Source organism: Rhodanobacter sp. UC4448_H15, assembly GCF_052978265.1.
The window spans coordinates 586556-600683 of the sequence record NZ_CM129665.1; the positions used below are offsets into that span (position 1 = coordinate 586556).

Here is a 14128-nt window from a genome sequence, read left to right on the forward strand (position 1 = left end):
ACGGACTTTCCGGCCAGGGATGGACGGAAAGCGCCGCCGCGGGGTGCCGTTTTCTCTTGGTTACTTCTCTTTTGGGCACGCAAAAGAGAAGTAACTCGGGCGCCGTAGGCGCACGAAAGCTCTTGCTTTTGAAGCTCTGGCTTTCTCTCTCTCTCTCGAATAGCACACATAAGCAAGAGCATCGCCCGCGGGCAGGCTCCTACAAAGGTATTCGTTGACGGGCGAAGTGCGATGCCTGCCTTCGTAGGCATGACGGATGTGAGGGTGCGATGCTTGCCTTCGCCGGCATGACGGCGAGAGGGAGAAGTCGCGGGCATGAAAAAGGCCCGGCAGCCACCTGCCGAGCCTTTGATCCACGCCGCGCAAATCAGCCCTTCTTGGCCTTCGTCAGCAACTGATCCAGCAGCGCGATCGCCAGATCGATCTCCTCGTGCGTGATGTCGAGCGACGGCGCGAAGGTGATCACGTTCTTGTACCAGCCGCCCACGTCGAGCACGAGGCCGATCTTCTTGCCGTTGTGGGTGAGGTCGCCGGCGAGGCCGATGTCGACCATTCTGTCGAGCAGCGCCTTGTTCGGGGTGAAGCCGTCGTCGGTGCAGATCTCGGCGCGCAGCGCCAGGCCGAGGCCGTCGACGTCGCCGATTTCCTTGTGCTTTTTCTGCAGCTCGCGCAGGCCGGCGAGGAAGTGCGCGCCTTTCTTCGGCACGCTGGTCTCGTAGTCCAGCTCGTAGCCCATCTTGATGACTTCGAGGCCGAGCGAGGTGCCGAGCGGGTTGGAGTTGAAGGTGGAGTGGGTGGAGCCGGGCGGGAAGATGGTGGGGTTGATCAGTTCCTCGCGCGCCCACAGGCCGGACAGCGGGTTCAAGCCATTGGTGAGCGCCTTGCCGAACACCACGATGTCGGGCGTCACGCCGAAGTGCTCGATCGACCACAGCTTGCCGGTGCGCCAGAAGCCCATCTGGATTTCGTCGGACACCAGCAGGATGCCGTACTGGTCGAGCACCTTCTTCAGGCCCTTGAAGAAACCCATCGGCGGGACGACGTAGCCGCCGGTGCCCTGGATCGGCTCGACGTAGAACGCGGCGTATTCGCACTGGTTGGTCTTGGGGTCCCACACGCCGTTGTATTCGGTCTCGAACAGGCGCGCGAACTGGTGCACGCAGCTGTCGGAATATTCTTCGGCCGTCATGCCCTTGGGGCGGCGGAACGGGTACGGGAACGGCAGGAACATCGCGCGCTCGCCGAAGTGGCCGAAGCGGCGGCGGTAGCGGTAGCTGGAGGTGATCGACGAGGCGCCCAGGGTGCGACCGTGGTAGCCGCCCTCGAAGGCGAACATCAGGCTCTTGCCGTTGCGCGCGTTGCGCACGATCTTCAGCGAGTCCTCGATCGCCTGCGCGCCGCCGACGTTGAAATGCACGCGCCCGTCCAGGCCGAACTTCTTCTTCGCGTCCAGCGCCACCGCCTTGGCCAGCTCGATGCGGCTCTGGTGCAGGTACTGGCTGGCCACCTGCGGCAGCAGGTCGATCTGCTGCTTCAGCACGTTGTTGAGGCGCTTGTTGCCGTAGCCGAAGTTGACCGCCGAGTACCACATCTGCAGGTCGAGGAACGGCACGCCGGCGCTGTCGAACATGTAGCTGCCTTCGCAGCTGCGGAAGATCTTCGGCGGGTCGACGTAGTGCACGGTGTCGCCGAAGGAGCTGTATTTCGCCTCGTCGGCGAGCAGCTGGGCGTCGTCGATCACGACGGCAGCGTTCTTGTCGAAAACATTCATCGGAAGTCCGGGGTCGGTAAAGGAGTGGATCGCGCGGGCCGGCCGGTCAGGCCGTGGTCGCCGGCGCAGGGGTGGCGGGCTGGCCGGACAGGCTGCCGTCCAGCAGCTGCGGCAGCAGGTCGAGCGCATCCTCGAAGCCGGTGATCGGCACGTAGGGGATGCCGGCGGCGCGGCAGTGCTCGATCAGGCGGTGCTTGGCGAACACGAAGTCGACGCGGTCGGCGGCGCAGAAATCCGAGGCGCCATCGCCGATCAGCAGCGTCTTCGCGCCGCCCGCGCGGGCCTGCGCCACGCAGGCGCACTTGCAGGTGCCGCTGCGGCAGCCGTCGGCCTGGAACGGCGAGGTGAGCTGCCACTGTTGCGGCGGCGTGGCCGGCGCCAGGTGGTTCGCCGCCAGCGGCAGGTCGTCCAGGCCGTAGCGGGCGAGAATCTGCCGGATCGCGACATCGAGGCCGTCGCTGACCACGCGGATCGGCGCGCCCAGTTCGTGCGCCTTCGCCACGAAGCCGGGGAACGCGTGGTCGATCCACATCCCGGCCAGGTGCGTGTCCAGTTCGGCGCGGCTCATCTGCAGCAGCGCGACCTGGCCGGCCATGCATTCGCGCGAACCGATCCGGCCGGCGCGCCAGTCCTGCTCCAGCACTTCCCAGCCGGGGCGGCCGAAGCGATCGAGCAGCGAGTCGATCACGTCCTCGACGGAAATGGTGCCGTCGAAATCGCACAGGATGGTCCAGCCGGAAACGGGCATCACGAACTCACGTCGGCAACGATGGGGCGGCAGCTTAGGCAGCCTGCCTTTCCATCGCCTTTCCGTCGCCTGGCGCGGCCGGCGCCCGCGCAAATCGGCGCATCCGTAAGCAAAAGGAAAGCTGGCCCGCGTAGCGTGGCAAGGCACGGACCAGCCGACTTGCCTGGTCGGGGAGAGGACCATGCGTGCGCCATCGTTCCTGCTGCTGTGCCTTGCCTTGCTCGCCTCGACCGGTGCGATGGCCGCGAGTGGCCTGCTGGGCATCGACCATCGCCTCCACTACGACAACCGCGGCATCTGGAACCGCACGGACCAGAACGCGCTGGTCTACGGCACGGTCGCCACGGTGGTCGGCGGTGCGCTGGCCTTCGGCGACCACGACAAGCTGGGCGACACCTTCTGGCGCTCGGTGGACGCGCTCGCGGTGACCGCGGTGGCCAGCGAGGGGTTGAAGCTCACCTTCCAGCGTGAACGCCCTTCGCAGACCAGCGACCCGAACCGCTGGTTTGCCGGCACGCACGCGCAGAGTTTTCCCAGCGGCGAGGTGGCGGCGATCTCGGCGGCCGTCACGCCGTTCATGGTGAACTACGGCCACGACCATCCCGCGGTCTACGCACTGGCCCTGCTGCCGGTCTACGACGCCGTGGCGCGGGTGAAGACGCACGGCCACTGGCAGAGCGATGTCCTGGTGGGCGCGGCGATCGGCACCGGCGTGGGCCTGTGGGCCGCGCATCGGGATTCGCCGCTGATCATCGGCTGGCTGCCCGGCGGCTTCCAGGTCGGCTTCATCCATCATTTCAAGTGATGCGAGGGACGCAATCCGTCACCGGGGCTCCGACTGCGCACTCGTGGCGCGCTATCGTGGCGTCCATGATCGGGCGCAACCACGGCGGATGGATCGGTCTGATGCTCGCCACGCTGCTCGGCGTGGGGGGCTGCGCTACCTACACCGACCTGCCGCTGGACGGCGGCGCCGGTGCGTCCGGCGTGGCCCGGCTCAGCGCGCCGACCGCGGAGATGCCGCTGCCCGCGTGGTCGACACACCGGTTCGATCCGGCCGATGGCCTGGATGTCACCGAGGTGGCGATGCTGGCGGTGGCCAACAGTCCGCAGCTGCGACTCAAGCGCGACGAGCTGGGCGTCGCGCGGGCGCAGGCGTTCGCCGCCGGGCTGCTGCCCGATCCGCAGTTGGCGGTGTCGGCGGATGTTCCGCGCCATTCCGGCGCCGGCTTCGTCACCGCCTACAGCCTCGGCCTCAGCGAAGACATCGGTGCCTTGCTGACGCGCTCCTCGCGCCGCGCCGCCGCGCGCGACCAGGTCAACCAGGTCAACCTCGACCTGCTGTGGGCCGAGTGGCAGACGGTGGCGCAGGCGCGGCTGCTGTTCGACCAGGTGCTGAACCTGCGCGCGCAGCAGGCGCGACTCGAGCGCGAGCAGGAGGCCGTGGCGACGGTGGATACCTACATCCGCGCCGCGCTGGACGCGGGCAACCTCACCTACGACAGTGCCAGCGCCGGGCTCAATACGCAGGCCGACGTGCGCAAGCGGCTGGCCGAGACGGCGATCGCGCTGCACCAGGCACAAGGCGACCTGCATCAGCTGCTCGGCCTGGCACCCGCGGTGAAGCTCGACCTGGTCGGCGCGCCCTGGCTCGATCAGCCCACGCCGTCGCAGGTGCAAGCGGCGCTCGACGACCTGCCGCGGCGGCGACCGGACCTGCTGGCCCTGCAGGCCGGCTACCAGTCGCAGCAGGCCAGGCTGCGCAGTGCGATCCTGGCCCAGTTCCCCGCGCTGAACATCGGCTTCAACACGGCACGCGACACCAGCGCGGTGTACACCAACGGGCTGAGCATCGGCATCACCCTGCCGTTGTTCGATCGCAACCGCGGCAACATCGCGATCGAGCGGGCGACGCGCCAGCAACTGCATGACGACTATGCGGCGCGCGTGCTGGCCACACGCAGCGACATGCAGCGCATCACCCGCGACCTGGCCACGCTCGACCGGCAACTCACCGGGCTGGACGCGCATGCGAGGCAGCTCGACCTGGCCGGCGCGTCGGCCGAACGCGCCTGGCAGGCCGGCACGCTGGACTGGCCGACTTACCTCGCGATTCGCGCCAGCGCGCTCGCAGCCGACCTCGACCTGCTGGCCGTGCGCCAGGAACGCGCCCGGCAGTCGATCGCGCTGGATGCCCTGCTCGGCAACACCGACCTCGTTGCCGCCCATCCCGATGCCACCCAGGCTGCCACGCCATGAATCGCTTCGTCATCCTGCCTGTGCTGGGCGTCCTCCTGCTGGCCGGCCTGTTGTCGGCTTGCGGCAACGCGGCCCCGGATGACGACGAGGCCGCCGCGCCCGCCGGCGGTGTCGTCGCGGTCACCACCGCCATGCCTGTGCAGACGACGTTTCACGACACCATCGAAGCCTGGGGCAGCGCCGCCGGCGATCCGCAGCGCGCACGCACGATCAGCCTGGCGCAAGGCGGCCAGATCACGGCATTGCATGCATCGGCGGGACAGGCGGTGGAGCGCGGCGCGCCCTTGCTGACGATCACCCCGGACCCGGTCGCGCGCAGCGCCTGGCAGCAGGCGCAGAGCGCGCTGACGCTCGCCGCCGGCGAACTCAAGCGCACCGAACGACTGGCGGCGCAGCGGCTGGCCACGCAATCGCAGCTGGCCGCGGCGCGCAAGGCGCTGGCCGATGCGCAGGCGACGCTGGACGCACAGCGCGCGCTCGGCGGCGGCGCGGCCAGCGAAACCGTCGAGGCGCCGGCCGCCGGCGTGGTCACCGCGCTGCGGGTCGGCCTGGGCGAGCGGATCGCCGCCAATGCGCCCCTGCTCGATTTCACCCCGACGCATGCGCTGCTCGCGCTGCTGGGCGTGCAGCCGGACGATGGCCCGCGCCTGCAGCCCGGCATGGCGGTGCAGCTGCGTGCGGTGTACGGCACGCAGACGTTCGCCGGCACGCTGCGCATGGTCGGCCAGTCGATCAACCCGCAGAGCCATCTGCTCGATGCCCAGGTCGAGCTGCCGGCCGCCGCCGGCGCCAGCCTGGTGGCGGGCGCGCCGCTGCAAGCGCAGATCCGCACCACCGATTTCACCGCGTGGTCGGTGCCGCGCGCCGCCGTGCTGCATGACGCGCGCGGCGACTATCTGTTCCAGGTCGAGCATGGCCATGCCAAACGGGTCGACGTGACAGTGCGCAGCGCGCAGGGCGATCCGGTGGGCGTGGCCGGGCCGCTCGATCCGAAGGCGAAGGTGATCGTGCTCGGCGTGTACGAACTCGACGACGGCGACGCGGTGCGGGAGTCGGTCAAGTGAGCCTCACCGCATGGATGCAGCAGCATCGTCGTTCGCTGCTGTTCCTGGCGCTGATGCTGGCACTCGGCGGCGTCGCCAGCGCGTTCCTGATGCCGGTGGCGCTGTTCCCGAACGTGTCGTTCCCGCGGGTGCAGCTGACCCTGGATGCGGGCGACCGCCCGGCCGACCAGATGGCGATCGAGGTGACCACGCCGGTGGAGGAGGCGGTGCGCCGGGTGCGCGGCGTGCGCGACGTGCGCTCCACCACCAGCCGCGGCAGTGCGGATATCGCGATCAGCTTCGACTGGGGCGCGGACATGGCCGGCGCGCTGCAGGAGGTCAACGGTGCGGTGAGCCAGGTGTTGCCGCAGCTGCCGGCAGGCACGCAGATCGCTTCGCGCCGGATGGACCCGACCACCTTCCCGGTGCTGGCCTACAGCCTGCGTTCGCACACGCTGTCGCCCAGTGCGCTGCATGATCTGGCGCAGTACCAGTTGCGCCCGCTGCTGAGCGGCATCAACGGCGTCGCCCACGTCGACGTGCAGGGCGGCGAGGTGGCCGAGTTCCACGCCGACGTCGATCCGGGCAAGCTGCGCGCGCTGGATCTGAGCCTGGCCGAGGTGTCGGCCGCGGTGAGCCACGCCGCCACGATCCAGGCGATGGGCCGCGTCGCCGACCACTACAAGCTCTACCTGCTGCTGGCCGACAACCAGCCGAAGACGCTCGCCACGCTGCGCAACATCGTGTTGCGCGCCGGCCCGGGTGGCGTGGTGCGGCTGGGCGACGTGGCGCGGGTCAGCCTGAGCCACGTGCCGCAGTGGATCCGGGTCAATGCCGACGGCCAGGACGCGGTACTGCTGCAGGTCTACCAGCAGCCGGCCGGCAACAGCGTGCAGATCGCCAGCGACGTGAGGCAGCGCCTCGCCGGGTTCGCGCCGCAGATGCCGGCGGGGGTGACGGTGGCCAACTGGTACGACCAGACCCAACTGGTCACCGGCGCGGCCAGCAGCGTGCGCGACGCGATCCTGATCGGCATCGTGCTGGCCGGGCTTGTGCTGTTCGTGTTCCTGCGCAATACGCGGATGATCCTGATCGCGCTGATCGTGGTGCCCGCCGTGCTGGCGATCACCGTGCTGCTGCTGCGCGTGCTCGGCATGAGCTTCAACATGATGACCCTGGGCGGCATGGCCGCGGCGGTCGGGCTGATCATCGACGACGTCATCGTGATGCTCGAGCACATTACCCGCCGGCTGCACCAGGGCGAAGGGCATCTGCACGATCGCATTGCCGGCGCGGCACGGGAGTTCACCCGCCCGCTGACCGGTTCCAGCGCCGCCACCGTGGTGATCTTCCTGCCGCTGGCCTTCCTTACCGGCGTCACCGGCGCGTTCTTCAAGGCGCTGTCGCTGACCATGGCCAGCGCGCTGATCATTTCCTGGCTGCTGACCTGGGTGGCGGTGCCGCTGCTGGCCGAACGCCTGCTCGACCAGCGCCATCTCGCCGAGCGTCCGCGCTCGCGCTTCACCACGCGGATGATGGACGGCTATCACAAGCTGCTGGCGCGCTGGCTGCGACGCCCCGCGCTGGTGTTGCTGCTGCTCGTGCCGCTGATTGCGCTCGGCGGCTTCGCGTACACCCGGGTCGGTACCGGCTTCATGCCGAAAATGGACGAGGGCGGTTTCATCCTCGACTACCTGTCCAAACCCGGCACCTCGCTGGAGGAAACCAACCGCCTGCTCAACCAGGTCGAGACGATCATCCGCGCCAACCCCTGGGTCGACACCTATTCGCGGCGCACCGGCCTGCAACTGGGCGGCGGTCTCACCGAGGCGAACCAGGGCGACTTCTTCGTGCGCCTGAAGAACGGTTCGCGACCTTCAACCGAAGAGGTGATGGCGCAGGTGCGCACGGCGGTCGAGGCGCGGGTGCCGGGGCTGGACATCGACCTGGCGCAATTGATGGAGGACCTGATCGGCGACCTGGTGGCGGTGCCGCAGCCGATCGAGGTGCAGCTGTACGGCGACGACGAGAAGCAACTGGACGCCACCGCCGCGAAAGTCGCCGCGGCGATCGGCAAGATCCCCGGTGTGGTCGGCGTGCTCGACGGCATCAACCCCGCCGGCGATGCACTGACGGTGCAGGTCGATCCGGCCAGGGCCGCGCTGCAGGGGCTGGACCCGGTCGCGGTCACCGACCAGGTGGCGGCGGCCATCGACGGCACGGTCGCCGCGCAGCTGCCGGTGGACGGCAAGGTGGTCGGTGTGCGCGTGCGCCTGCCCGATGACGCGCACCAGCGGCTCGACCAGGTGGCGGCGCTGCCGATCCGCGCCGCGGACGGCCATCTGTTTCCACTGGCGCAGGTGGCGACGCTCAAGCAGGTGCAGGGCCAGCCGGAAGTCACCCGCGACAACCTCAAGCGCATGGTGGCGGTGACCGGACGCATCAGCGGGCGCAGCCTCGGCGCGGTGATCGGCGACGTCAAGCACGCGCTGGCCCGACCGGGCCTTCTGCCGAAAGGCATGTACTACCAGCTTGGTGGTGTCTACCAGCAGCAGCAGCAGGCTTTTCGCGGGCTGGCCATCGTGATGCTGGCGGCGATCGCGCTGGTGTTCACCCTGCTGCTGTTCCTGTACGAGAGTTTCCGCGCGGCGCTGGCGATCATGGCGATGCCGCTGCTGGCGCTGCCCGGGGTGTTTGCCGGGCTGTGGCTGACCGGCATCGAGCTGAACATCTCCTCGATGATGGGCATGACGATGATCGTGGGCATCGTCACCGAGGTGGCGATCTTCTACTTCTCGGAACTCGAGGACGCGCAGCGCAGCGTCGCCCTGCACGAGGCCCTGCACGAAGCCGGCACGCACCGCAGCCGGCCGATCCTGATGTCGACCCTTGCCGCGATCCTGACCCTGTTGCCGCTGGCGCTGGCGCTCGGCCAGGGTTCGCAGATGCAGCAGCCGCTGGCGGTGGCGATCATCGCCGGCATGCTGCTGCAGCTGCCGCTGGTGCTGCTGGTGATGCCGGTGCTGTACGCGCTGCTGCGTCGCCACGACACGCCGCCCGCTGCAAACGGACCTGCGCCCGCAGGCTGATGTTCTCCGTCCCCACGCCAAGGTGACTGCCATGCAAACGCAAAGACTGCTTCGCTCCCTCGTGCCGGCCGCGCTGGCCTTGCTGCTCGCGCCGGTGGCGGGCCGTGCCGCATCGCCTGCCCCGGTACCGCGGTTGTTGTCGACTCTGCCGCTGGGTGGCGCGGGCGGCTGGGATTACCTCAGTTTCGACGCGGCGCCGCGGCACCTGTTCGTCAGCCGCGGCGATCGTGTGCTGGTGATCGATGTCGACGCGAACCGGCAGATCGGCACGGTTGCCGATACCCCCGGCGTGCATGGCATCGCGATCGCCGACGACCTGCAGCGCGGTTTCACCAGCAACGGCAGGAGCGCCTCGGTCACCGAGTTCGACCTGCGCACGTTCAAGCCGCTGGCGACCATCGGCGGCACCGGCGAGAACCCCGACGCCATCGTCTACGACGTCCCCTCGCATCACGTGCTGACCTTCAATGGCAGGAGTCATTCGGCCAGCGTGATCGACCCGGCCAAGGGCGCGGTGATCGCCACGATCGCGCTGCCCGGCAAGCCGGAGTTCGCGGTGTCCGATGGTGCCGGCCACATCTACGACAACATCGAGGACAAGGCCGAGCTGGTCGAGATCGACACCGCCGCCGACACGGTGCTGCGCGTATGGCCGCTGGCCGGGTGCGAATCGCCCAGCGGGCTGGCCATCGACCTCGTGCACCATCGGCTGTTCTCGGTCTGCGACAACCGGCTGATGGTCGTCACCGATGCGCGCGACGGTCACCAGGTCGCCCGCGTGCCGATCGGCGACGGCCCGGATGCGGTGGTGTTCGACGCCGCCGCGTCGACGATCTACAGCTCCAACGGCGAAAGCGGCACGGTCACCGCCATCCACCAGGACGACGCGGACCACTATCGCGTCAGCGCCACCATCGCCACCCAGGTCAGCGCGCGCACGCTGACGCTGGACCCGAAGCTGCACCGGCTCTATCTCTCCGCCGCGCGTTTCGGCAGCGCGCGGCAGCCGAATGGCCGGCACACGATCGTGCCGGGCAGCTTCGCCGTCCTGACCGTGGGGCAGCCTTGACGGTTGCGGCGACCAGCCCATGCCGGCCCGCCCCCGGTGCGGGCTTCACGCGTGACGTTGCGCCTGATCGAGGGAGGGTGAGGCCGGTTCGCTGATCGCGCGCGACGACGACAACCGCGCACACCAGCGCGCGGCGGTGACCGCCACGGCCGCGGCATTCATGCCGCGGGTATCCAGCGCGGCATTGGCGCCGCCATGCGGCCCGTACTTGGCCGGATCGGTCACCGAGAACAGGCCCAGCGTGGGCGTGCCGCTGGCGGCGGCCAGGTGCATGACGCCGCAGTCGGCGCTGATGAAGCCGTCCATGCAGGAGATCATCGCGGCCATCCGGCGCAGGTTGCGCGAGTAGTACGGCGCCAGTTGCGAGCCGAGCTGCGAGCGCCCATGCGCCGCCAGCATGTCCACCAGCTGCACCTGCGGGCACAGCGACTGGAACGTGTCCACGAACTGCCGCCACCAGTCCTCGCTGTAGCACTTGGCACCGGTGGCGTTGGGGAAGATCGCCACCGTCATGTCGCGGTGCCCGCCTGCCTCGCCACGGACCCGCGCCAGTGTCTTGGCCGCCGCCTGCTTCTCGCCGGTGGTCAGGTCGAGATTGAGTCGGGGATAGTCGGCGGCGATCGTGCCGGCATACGCCTGGCGCAGCAGGAACACGCCGCGGTCGGCCAGGTGGGCAGGCCACGTCAGCGCATGCCATGCGGAGGCGGGATTCACCAGCGCATCCGGAAATCCCAGCTTGTGTCTGGCCTGCGCCATGGCCAGCGCGATCCGCCCCGACTGCGAGCCGTTGCAGGCGTCGATGGCGAGGTCGTAGCGGCATCGTCGCAGCGCGCGCAATACCCCGGCGGAGTACCAGATGTGCCGGGCGATCTTCTGCGGCAACGCGAAAACGTCGTGGACACTGAACCGGTTCGCGTACAGACAGGCCGTGGCGTGGCTGCCGAGGATGTCGATCTCCGCGCCCGGATAAAGCGTCTCGATCTCCGCGATAAGCGGGCTGATCAGCACACTGTTGCCCAGCCGGTGATTCGGGCGGCAGACCAGCACCCGATGAATGCCGGTGGTCGGCAAGCCACCCGGAGCGCATAACTGACCACCCACCTTGTGGAACATCCGGCGCAGCATCCAGCTCACCGCAACCCGTCGCCAGGCGTCTTTCGGGAGCGATCGCTTGAGCGAACCGGTGGCCGTTGGCGGCGCGGCGACGAACTGGCGGACGATAGCGGTGATGGTCATGACGCCAGCATGAGGCACGTCGCTTTCAGCTCGCTTATCGACCGGTGAGGATCTGGTTAAGGCAACGCACGAACCGTGCCCCGATGCCCGTCATTCCCGCTTTCGCGCACCGTTGTCCGGAATGAATCCGCAGGCACCCCGGCCGCTCATCGCAGCCTGCCGCACGGACTGGTTCCGGTTGACCGCTCCAGCGCGTCGTCAGGGATGCCTCAATCGTTGTCCGCGCCTTCCAGCGAGTTCTCCAGCACCTTGCCGGTCTTTGCGTCGACGCCGACCTCGTGCGTCGCCTTGGCGGAGCTGATGTCGAACGAGTAGCGCAGGCCGCTGCCGCCGGGCTCCTGCTCCAGCTCCTCCTTGACGATCTTGCCGGGATACGCCTTCAGGGCGATGTCGCGGGCATGACTCATGTCGATCTTCGCCTGCGTCTTGAGATTCGCCGGCGGGGTGGCTTGCGCCGGCAGGGTGGCGCTGGCCGCCAGCAGGGCCAGCGCGAGGGAAACAACCAGTACGTTGCGCATGTTCATTCCTTCAGTCATGGGGGAATGACAGCGTCGCCGAACAAGCTTCGTGGACGCTTAGGGATGCTCTGATCTATTCCACGCACCCGGCATGACGTCCAGAAGGCCCGCAGGGTGTGTTGCGTGGCGCAGGGCAGACTGGCCGTCCGTTCAAGCTACGCGGCGCAGCCTGCGGGCCTTCTGGACGTCACCCCATCTTTTGATTCAATGCGTCGGGGCCGCACTGTATGCGCGCAGCGATTCGCCCCAGCGTCTAGACAGACGGCCAGTCTGCCGTCGCCGCTGCGACAAACCGCTGCGCGCATACAGCGCGGTGACGGGTACGCGGATTAGATCAGGGCATCCCTGGTGCCGGCCGGATGCGGCGGTGTTCCTGCTCAACCCGGCAGTCGCCATCTTCCGCGAGGCCGATGCGGAGGGATGCCCGTGCTGCCGGCCTTCGAGGTGCTCGCGGCGGTCAGCAGATGCACGAAGCGGGCCGCGATCACGCCGGTGCTGAAGCGCTCGCGGACGAAGGCCTCGGCCGCCACGCCCATCGGCTGCCGGCGCGACGGGTCGCACATCGCCACGATGGCGGCACGCCACGCTTCGACGTCGCCGGGCGGCAGCAGCACGCCGGTGACGCCCGGCTGCAGCGTTTCCGGAATGCCGCCGATGTCGCTGGCCAGCACCGGCAGGCCGGCGGCCTGCGCCTCCACCGAGACGCGCCCGAAGGTTTCCGGGGCGATGGACGGAAAGGCCAGCATCGACATGGCGCTGTAGTACGGGTGGATGTCGTTGACCCAGCCCGGGAAATGGTGGCGGTTGCCCAGCGGATGCGCGGCGGCGCGCTCGCGCAGCGCCTGTGCATCCGGGCCGTCGCCCAGCCACAGGCAATGCAGTCGCGGCTGCTGCGCCATCGCCGCGGTGGCGGCGTCGAACAGGGTGAAGATGCCCTTGCCCCGCTGCATCCGGCCGCAGTAGCCGAGCACGACGGGGTCGCCGAAGATGTCCAGGCTGCGCAGGATCGCGCTGCGCTGCACCGGGTCGTGCCGGCACAGCGCCATGTTCACCGGGTTGTACAGCACCTGCACCAGGCCGGGCGGCACGCCGCGTTGGAGATAGGCGCGGCGTGCGTGGCGGGACACCGCGAAGAAGCGGTGCGCCAGCCGCGGCAGCAGCCAGGCCGAGACGCGCTTCATCGGTGGCACGCGGTGGCGGAACAGCACGACCGGGATGCGCAGCAGCCGGCCGATCACGATCAGCGGCCAGTACTCCTTGCCGAAGTTGCCGACCAGCCAGTGCGGCCGCAGCTGCCGCGCCGCGCGCAGCACCGCGGCGAAGCCGCGCAGGTCCAGCGCATTGCGGAACGTGGCGCGGTGCAGTTGCACGGCGGTGTCGGCAAGCTGCTGTTCGATCAGTCCGTCGGCGGCCGTGACCACGCCGACCTCGTGGCCGGCCTCGGCCAGCGCCTGCGCCAGCGCGACGAAATGGGTGGCCGCGCCGGTATGCTCCGGGTTGGTGCCGACCAGCAGGAATTTCATGCGCGGCGATCCTCGTAGCCGGTCAGCACGCGCGCCGCGAACTGCGGCAGCAGGTGGTGCCGCGCCACCTGTATCCGCGGCAGTCGCCACAGGTCGGCGCCGGCCACGGCGCGCCCGCGGCGCGTGGTGGTGGCCGCCGCGTAGCCGGCTTCGCGGGCCACCGCGACCACGCGCTCGTCGAGGTCGCCGTAGGGGTAGCAGAACTGGGTCACCGCGCAGCCGAGGCGATCCTCCAGGTCGGCCTTGCAGCCGTGGATCTCGCCGTGCAGGACGGCGTCCGTACATTGGCTGAGCCGCGGATGGCTGCGCGTGTGCGCGCCGATCTCCATGCCGGCGTCGTTCCAGCGGCGCATGTCCGCGGCGGACATCAGCGGCTTGCGGATGCCGAGCCGTTCGGCGTCCCACGTGTTGAAGCGGCCGATGCTGCCGCTGACCATGTAGATCGTGGCGCTGAAGCCGAACGACTGCAGCACCGGCAGCGCCGCGTCGAGGTTGTCGACGTAGCCGTCGTCCAGCGTGATGGCGACGACCCGTCCGCGGCGTTCGCCGCGCAGGTACGGCAATGCCGCCGACATCGACAGGCCGGCGTATCCCAGCTGCTGCAGCAGCCACATCTGCCGCGCGAATCTGGCCGGGCTGACATACAGGCTGCGGTAGCTGCGCAAGCCTGCGGGGGTTGCCGCGATGTTGTGATACATGAGCACGGGCACGATCTGGCCGCCCGCCTTTCCCGCCTTGTCCATGCCTGTTCCGCCGCACCCGGGTTTGCCCGCCACCGGCACGCATCGGCCGGGGTCATCGGCCGGCATTCTCCGGGCGGCCGGCTTTCAGCCGGCTTACGGAGGCGCAGGCTGGCGTTTCAGTGTCGTGAC

11 protein-coding genes are annotated in these 14128 nt (G+C 69.1%); 5 read left to right on the forward strand and 6 right to left on the reverse strand.

The features are described from left to right. Positions 1-367 precede the first annotated feature (367 nt). On the reverse strand, positions 368-1771 hold the full coding sequence (locus ACVCMI_RS02490) for an aspartate aminotransferase family protein (protein WP_447097563.1): 1404 nt from the start codon (positions 1769-1771) through the stop codon (positions 368-370). 46 nt (positions 1772-1817) lie between these two features. Next, a complete protein-coding gene (locus ACVCMI_RS02495; protein WP_447097562.1) occupies positions 1818-2519 on the reverse strand; it encodes an MtnX-like HAD-IB family phosphatase in 702 nt (233 codons plus the stop codon). 181 nt (positions 2520-2700) lie between these two features. On the opposite strand from ACVCMI_RS02495, the gene ACVCMI_RS02500 reads away from it, so the two are divergent. From ACVCMI_RS02500 to ACVCMI_RS02520, 5 genes are all read left to right on the forward strand, one after another. Further along, complete coding sequence (locus tag ACVCMI_RS02500; RefSeq protein WP_447097561.1) at positions 2701-3324, forward strand: phosphatase PAP2 family protein; 624 nt, start codon at positions 2701-2703, stop codon at positions 3322-3324. Positions 3325-3425: 101 nt separating this feature from the next. Then, positions 3426-4778, forward strand: coding sequence for a TolC family protein (locus ACVCMI_RS02505; protein ID WP_447097560.1), 1353 nt, complete (start codon positions 3426-3428; stop codon positions 4776-4778). Then, a complete protein-coding gene (locus ACVCMI_RS02510) occupies positions 4775-5842 on the forward strand; it encodes an efflux RND transporter periplasmic adaptor subunit (RefSeq protein WP_447097559.1) in 1068 nt (355 codons plus the stop codon). The genes ACVCMI_RS02505 and ACVCMI_RS02510 overlap by 4 nt, the downstream gene beginning before the upstream one ends. Continuing rightward, positions 5839-8910, forward strand: coding sequence for an efflux RND transporter permease subunit (locus ACVCMI_RS02515; protein ID WP_447097558.1), 3072 nt, complete (start codon positions 5839-5841; stop codon positions 8908-8910). Before ACVCMI_RS02510 ends, ACVCMI_RS02515 begins: the two co-directional genes overlap by 4 nt. Before the next feature lie 31 nt (positions 8911-8941). Further along, on the forward strand, positions 8942-9979 hold the full coding sequence (locus tag ACVCMI_RS02520) for a YncE family protein (protein ID WP_447097557.1): 1038 nt from the start codon (positions 8942-8944) through the stop codon (positions 9977-9979). Between the two features lie 45 nt (positions 9980-10024). Here the strand turns inward: ACVCMI_RS02520 and ACVCMI_RS02525 are convergent, their stop codons facing one another. From ACVCMI_RS02525 to ACVCMI_RS02540, 4 genes are all read right to left on the reverse strand, one after another. After that, the gene (locus ACVCMI_RS02525) at positions 10025-11215 is read right to left on the reverse strand and encodes a glycosyltransferase family 9 protein (protein WP_395120942.1); all 1191 of its coding nucleotides are present in this window, start codon (positions 11213-11215) and stop codon (positions 10025-10027) included. Positions 11216-11424: 209 nt separating this feature from the next. Continuing rightward, a complete protein-coding gene (locus ACVCMI_RS02530; RefSeq protein WP_395120943.1) occupies positions 11425-11733 on the reverse strand; it encodes a PepSY domain-containing protein in 309 nt (102 codons plus the stop codon). A 377-nt stretch (positions 11734-12110) separates the two neighbouring features. Further along, on the reverse strand, positions 12111-13256 hold the full coding sequence (locus ACVCMI_RS02535) for a glycosyltransferase family 4 protein (RefSeq protein WP_395120944.1): 1146 nt from the start codon (positions 13254-13256) through the stop codon (positions 12111-12113). Continuing rightward, positions 13253-13999 (reverse strand): polysaccharide deacetylase family protein, encoded by a 747-nt coding sequence (locus ACVCMI_RS02540; protein ID WP_447097556.1) that lies wholly within the window; start codon positions 13997-13999, stop codon positions 13253-13255. The genes ACVCMI_RS02535 and ACVCMI_RS02540 overlap by 4 nt, the downstream gene beginning before the upstream one ends. Between the last annotated feature and the right edge of the window lie 129 nt (positions 14000-14128).

What these genes read in the sequence shown, in the direction of transcription:
- ACVCMI_RS02495 (WP_447097562.1), bottom strand. Translation starts at nt 2,519, where the DNA reads ATGCCCGTTTCCGGCTGGACCATCCTGTGCGATTTCGACGGCACCATT.
- ACVCMI_RS02535 (WP_395120944.1), bottom strand. Translation starts at nt 13,256, where the DNA reads ATGAAATTCCTGCTGGTCGGCACCAACCCGGAGCATACCGGCGCGGCC.
- ACVCMI_RS02530 (WP_395120943.1), bottom strand. Translation starts at nt 11,733, where the DNA reads ATGCGCAACGTACTGGTTGTTTCCCTCGCGCTGGCCCTGCTGGCGGCC.
- ACVCMI_RS02540 (WP_447097556.1), bottom strand. Translation starts at nt 13,999, where the DNA reads ATGGACAAGGCGGGAAAGGCGGGCGGCCAGATCGTGCCCGTGCTCATG.
- ACVCMI_RS02505 (WP_447097560.1), top strand. Translation starts at nt 3,426, where the DNA reads ATGCTCGCCACGCTGCTCGGCGTGGGGGGCTGCGCTACCTACACCGAC.
- ACVCMI_RS02500 (WP_447097561.1), top strand. Translation starts at nt 2,701, where the DNA reads ATGCGTGCGCCATCGTTCCTGCTGCTGTGCCTTGCCTTGCTCGCCTCG.
- ACVCMI_RS02490 (WP_447097563.1), bottom strand. Translation starts at nt 1,771, where the DNA reads ATGAATGTTTTCGACAAGAACGCTGCCGTCGTGATCGACGACGCCCAG.
- ACVCMI_RS02520 (WP_447097557.1), top strand. Translation starts at nt 8,942, where the DNA reads ATGCAAACGCAAAGACTGCTTCGCTCCCTCGTGCCGGCCGCGCTGGCC.
- ACVCMI_RS02525 (WP_395120942.1), bottom strand. Translation starts at nt 11,215, where the DNA reads ATGACCATCACCGCTATCGTCCGCCAGTTCGTCGCCGCGCCGCCAACG.
- ACVCMI_RS02510 (WP_447097559.1), top strand. Translation starts at nt 4,775, where the DNA reads ATGAATCGCTTCGTCATCCTGCCTGTGCTGGGCGTCCTCCTGCTGGCC.